Genomic DNA, 4,446 nt, shown 5'->3' on the forward strand with positions numbered 1-4,446 from the left:
TTCTTGGCTAAATCTAAGCCGATCGTTGTAACTTGCATTGGGTGGCTCCTCTCGTAAGCGGTTCATAGCAACTGCACTATGGCGCATTGCGACGCCGGGTGATGCAGGAGCCATCCACCCCATCCGCGACTGAGACATCCATGACCGAGGCAGCGAACGTCCGGTTCAGATTTCGGCCATTTTGGCAGTTTTGAACGGCCGCTTTTGGGAAAACATGCCGCACCGCTGCGACAAGCTCCGAATTTTTGTCGTCGAGCGGAGGTCGATCTCGCTGCATCAGCATCAGGCGACTTTGTCCCGCGAAGCAGACGTCCTTGGTGAGCGCAGCAGACGGCTGCTTCGAGACCTTTTTGATCCTTCGTTTTGCGCGGATCATGGCGATGACGTTTTCGGATGCTGGCTGCGCGCATGGGCTGTCGGCAGCCGCCTGGACAGCCCCCATTCCGCCTCGCCAATGGGCCTGTCGGTTCAGATATGGACAAGGTTCGGTTAACCTTGGTCGCCTCTCTCCAAGCGTCCGTCGCGGCCGGTATACCACGCGATGGATGCACAAGGCGCGTTGCCCCCTTTTGATTGACTTATCGAGCTATACGCTGCCTAATCATTTCACGGTTTTTGTGTAGGGAACCTCACGAGGAAAACAAACCAGGCCCTTTTCCAAAAGACCGGACGCAGTTTCGGGTAACTCCGAGGATGGTCGCATCAGCAAGGATCGCAAATGAAATCTCGAGTTCTTATTCTGGGCGCAGGCTTTGGCGGCCTGGAACTTGCCACCCTTCTGTCAGAGGCCCTTGGCGAGGGGGCTGATATCACTGTCATTGATCGAAGGGACAGCTTCGTCTTCGGATATTCCAGAATCGACGTCATGTTCGGCAAGACGACGCTGGACGATGTTTCCTTGCCTTACGCCGCCTTCGAAAAGCCCGGCATACGTCTTGTCAAAGAGACGATCATCGCCATCGACGCAACTGCGAAGCGCGTAACGACGGATGGCGGCACCTATGAGGCCGACTTTCTCGTAATCGCACTCGGGGCGGACTATGACATGGCGGCGACGCCCGGCCTCGCCGAGCATGGTAACGAGTTTTATTCCGACGCCGGTGCCGACCGGCTGAGCGACGTCCTTCCCGGCTTTAGCTCGGGGCCGGTGATTGTCGGGATCTGCGGCTTTCCCTACAAATGCCCCCCGGGGCCCAGCGAATGCGCCCTGACCCTGCACCATTATCTGACAGAACGCGGAATTCGGGAAGATTGCGACATAACGTTCGTCTCGCCACTGTCGAGCCCAATGCCCGCCTCGGCCGAGATGGCGCAGGCGCTAATGGATTCGTTTGAGGAGTTTGGCATCCGACTTCTGAAGCAGCGCATGGTCGTCCGGCTCGAGCCGGGAATGGCGATCCTGGACGATGGGACAGAACTGCCCTTCACGTTGTTCCTCGGCGTACCCAAGCACCAGCCGCCGCAGGTGGTGATCGACAGCGGACTGACAGAGGATGGCTGGGTTCCCATCGACCTGTCGACGCTGGAGACGCGGTTTCCGGACGTCTACGCCATTGGGGATATGGCCGCGACGGGATTGCCCAAATCGGGCACATTCGCCGAAAGTGCCGCTCAATGCGTGTCGACATCCATCCTGGCAAAGCTCAGGGGGAGCAACGCGCAACTCAACACGGGGCAAGGCACCTGCATCGTCGAATACGGCGATGGCCGTGTGAGCTATGCACAGCTCGATTTTCTGACGGGTCCGAAACTTGAAGCGATCTATCATCCGCCCTCTATTGCCGGAAAGCACTTTAAGCAAGGTTTCGACGAAACGCGAAGGTCGCGCTGGTTCAATCTCTAAAAGGCGAGAAAGCAAGATTGTGCTGCCACGGGCTTAGTTTCACAACCAGCCTAGGACGATCGGCGGCTTAGTCCGCACAGCCGACACTCGGCAGGTAAAATTGCTGCAGCCCACGCCCAATGTCCGGAAGCGCGGGCTGCAGCGCGGCATCTGAGCTGGAGATGGACGGCGGCTTTGGGTCGTGAGTGATAATGGATTATTGGCACGGTAGCAGTGTTGCCACAGAGCAAAAAGAGCAAGCCCGGGCCTGCATCCTACGCGGCATCCGCCTTGTTCCCTCTGCTGTCCGTGGCCCCAGTCTGGAACGCGCACCTCAAGTGAAGGTGTCGAAAGACTGCCTGCTATTTGCGACCTGCGCCCATTTTGGCTGCGCCTTGGTCTGCTGTTTCGTCCTTAACTGGCGGACGAAATGGCGTGGAGTAAAATATTCCGGTATCATCCCATGTGAAAGCCTGTCACCTGCGGGAAGGGTGGGATTTCCCACCTTTAGGAGTTCTTCGCGATGGTAAACCCGCTCCGGCTTACATTTGCCTTTGTATTTGTCTCAGGCGTCGCGGCTGCTGAGCCGTTACCCGTACTGAATCTCGAACCCGAAGCGACAACCGTGTCCGGATTGTCCAGCGGGGCATTCATGGCGGTGCAACTGCAAGTCGCCTTCTCGGGTGCCATCTCGGGCGCAGGCATTATCGCAGGTGGGCCATATGACTGCGCGGATCATTCTGTGTGGCGCGCGCTCTATGTGTGCATGGACCCGTTTTTTGTCGACGCCGATCCGGACAGTTCCCTCGAATCGATGAAAGCCTTGGCGGCAGAGAACCGCATAGACCCGCTCCAGGATATCTCGCCCGACAGGCTCTATCTTTTTCATGGCCAGGCTGATGACACTGTGGCGCGATCGACAATGGACGCATTACGTCAAACATATGTTTTGCTGGGCGTGACTGCAGGAAACTTTACCTACGTGACGGAGGTCGATGCGGGGCACGGGTTTGTCACTGAGCAGGGGTCGGTGACCTGCGATGCGACCCGTCCCGATTTCCTCATTGATTGTGATTTCGATCAGGCCGGTGACATTCTGAACCAGCTGTACGAAGACTTGCAGCCTCCGGTTGAGCCAAGAGAACAAGGGTTCGTGACCTTTGATCAGGCTCAATATACCAACGGTGCCGCGGGTATGGACGATATTGCTTTCGTCTATGTTCCGGCTGACTGCGCGGCGGGCGAAACCTGCCGTCTGCACATCGCATTGCATGGTTGCAAGCAAGGTCGACAGGTCATCGGTGAGGACTATGCACGGCTGACGGGCTACAACAGATGGGCAGAGGCAAACAGGATCGTCGTACTCTATCCACAGGCCATCAGGATACCTTCGCCTTGGTACAACTGGTTTGCTGGAAACCCGAATGGGTGCTGGGATTGGTGGGGCTATTCAGGGCCGGACTATTTGAGTCGAACGGCCCCACAATTGTCCGCCGTGGAACGGATGGCAGCCGCAATTGGCGCGCCACTAAAGCAATGAAGTATTTCTCCTTTTGGCCGACCTTGCTGACCGCAAAACGAATTGTCACTTTGTCTGCAGCCCGAGTTCTTGCATCTTAAAATGCTGCGCTAAGCACGAATGGCCGCAATGGCGGGCCGCCCCGCAGCATTGAGAGGTCTTCGCGAAGGTCGGCAATGGACCGTTATCTCAATTATTGAAATGCTTCCCAGCCGCGAAGTCTCGCGCTGGCACCTTTGCTAGATCCGCTTCTGGCTCCGTAGCTATTCCATCATGTAGCTGCATAGCGAAACAGATATGCGCGCTGGATGCGCTGGCGTGAGACTCCCGGACACGTCGATCGGGCGGTCTGGATCTGCTGATGTGGTTGGCCTGACGCTGCCCCCTGAATGAGAACGGGAGTGCCGGAACCCCCGGCTCAAATGGCAAAGGTCATGTGCTGGCGCGTCTGAACGCTCCTGCGCTGGATTGAAACGGGCAGCGCATCAGACCAAGTGGCGTATATCGTCCGGTTTGCTTCGACCTGTTCACTCTAGGCAAAGCAATGCCCTCAACGCTCTAATTCAGAAATAATGCTCTCCGCGCGGACCGACACGCGCCTTGAGCTTCCTATTAACCTAGGCCTGACCCTCTGAACGTGCTGAATTGCCTTGTTTTACAGGGCAGCTTTGATCGCAGGGTTTACATACGCGCCACGAAAAACGCGTTTTGGGGCGAAATTTGTCAACATTAGGTAAACATTTGTCAACATGGACCCTCCCAAAATACCGCTTTTGGGCCCCAAAACCGAGACAAATGTTGACAACATCCGGTGTCGAGACGGGCCGATGTCAACATTTGTCAACATGATGCAACGTGTCCAGCTCTTGAAGGGGATGCGGGAAAGACCGAGTCTGCAGCCATTCCCGCCCCCGATATTGATCACGCCCTCCTGCGCGCACAGAGCCGTCTCAACAGCTGCACACGGCGCAAGGTGACGCCGGGGTCAGTGTCGTTGCTGACGTCGCGCAGGAAGCGCAGCCAGGCGCGCTCGTTCGGTGTCAGATCGTTTGTGTCGTCCATGTGCCTACCTCCCGAAGATCGCCCTGATGGCCACCTGTGACCT

4 protein-coding genes are annotated in these 4,446 nt (G+C 57.0%); 2 read left to right on the plus strand and 2 right to left on the minus strand.

Annotation, left to right across the window (positions count from 1 at the left end):
* Positions 1 to 76: 76 nt before the first annotated feature.
* Complete coding sequence (locus ROG8370_RS19410; RefSeq protein WP_212580136.1) at positions 77 to 376, minus strand: hypothetical protein; 300 nt, start codon at positions 374 to 376, stop codon at positions 77 to 79.
* Between the two features lie 342 nt (positions 377 to 718).
* Here ROG8370_RS19410 and ROG8370_RS19415 point away from each other — a divergent pair, with 342 nt between their 5' ends.
* Both ROG8370_RS19415 and ROG8370_RS19420 read left to right on the plus strand, forming a co-directional pair.
* The gene (locus tag ROG8370_RS19415) at positions 719 to 1,843 is read left to right on the plus strand and encodes an NAD(P)/FAD-dependent oxidoreductase (RefSeq protein ID WP_085828777.1); all 1,125 of its coding nucleotides are present in this window, start codon (positions 719 to 721) and stop codon (positions 1,841 to 1,843) included.
* A 502-nt stretch (positions 1,844 to 2,345) separates the two neighbouring features.
* Positions 2,346 to 3,362, plus strand: coding sequence for an extracellular catalytic domain type 2 short-chain-length polyhydroxyalkanoate depolymerase (locus ROG8370_RS19420; protein ID WP_085828778.1), 1,017 nt, complete (start codon positions 2,346 to 2,348; stop codon positions 3,360 to 3,362).
* A gap of 900 nt (positions 3,363 to 4,262) precedes the next feature.
* Here the strand turns inward: ROG8370_RS19420 and ROG8370_RS20695 are convergent.
* Positions 4,263 to 4,403, minus strand: coding sequence for a hypothetical protein (locus ROG8370_RS20695; RefSeq protein ID WP_170925314.1), 141 nt, complete (start codon positions 4,401 to 4,403; stop codon positions 4,263 to 4,265).
* Between the last annotated feature and the right edge of the window lie 43 nt (positions 4,404 to 4,446).

The organism is Roseovarius gaetbuli, from assembly GCF_900172365.1.
In the GTDB taxonomy this organism is placed as follows: domain Bacteria; phylum Pseudomonadota; class Alphaproteobacteria; order Rhodobacterales; family Rhodobacteraceae; genus Roseovarius; species Roseovarius gaetbuli.

Excerpts from the sequence above, each read along its gene's own strand:
- ROG8370_RS19420 (WP_085828778.1), top strand. The coding sequence starts at position 2,346 with ATGGTAAACCCGCTCCGGCTTACATTTGCCTTTGTATTTGTCTCAGGC.
- ROG8370_RS19410 (WP_212580136.1), bottom strand. The coding sequence starts at position 376 with ATGATCCGCGCAAAACGAAGGATCAAAAAGGTCTCGAAGCAGCCGTCT.
- ROG8370_RS19415 (WP_085828777.1), top strand. The coding sequence starts at position 719 with ATGAAATCTCGAGTTCTTATTCTGGGCGCAGGCTTTGGCGGCCTGGAA.
- ROG8370_RS20695 (WP_170925314.1), bottom strand. The coding sequence starts at position 4,403 with ATGGACGACACAAACGATCTGACACCGAACGAGCGCGCCTGGCTGCGC.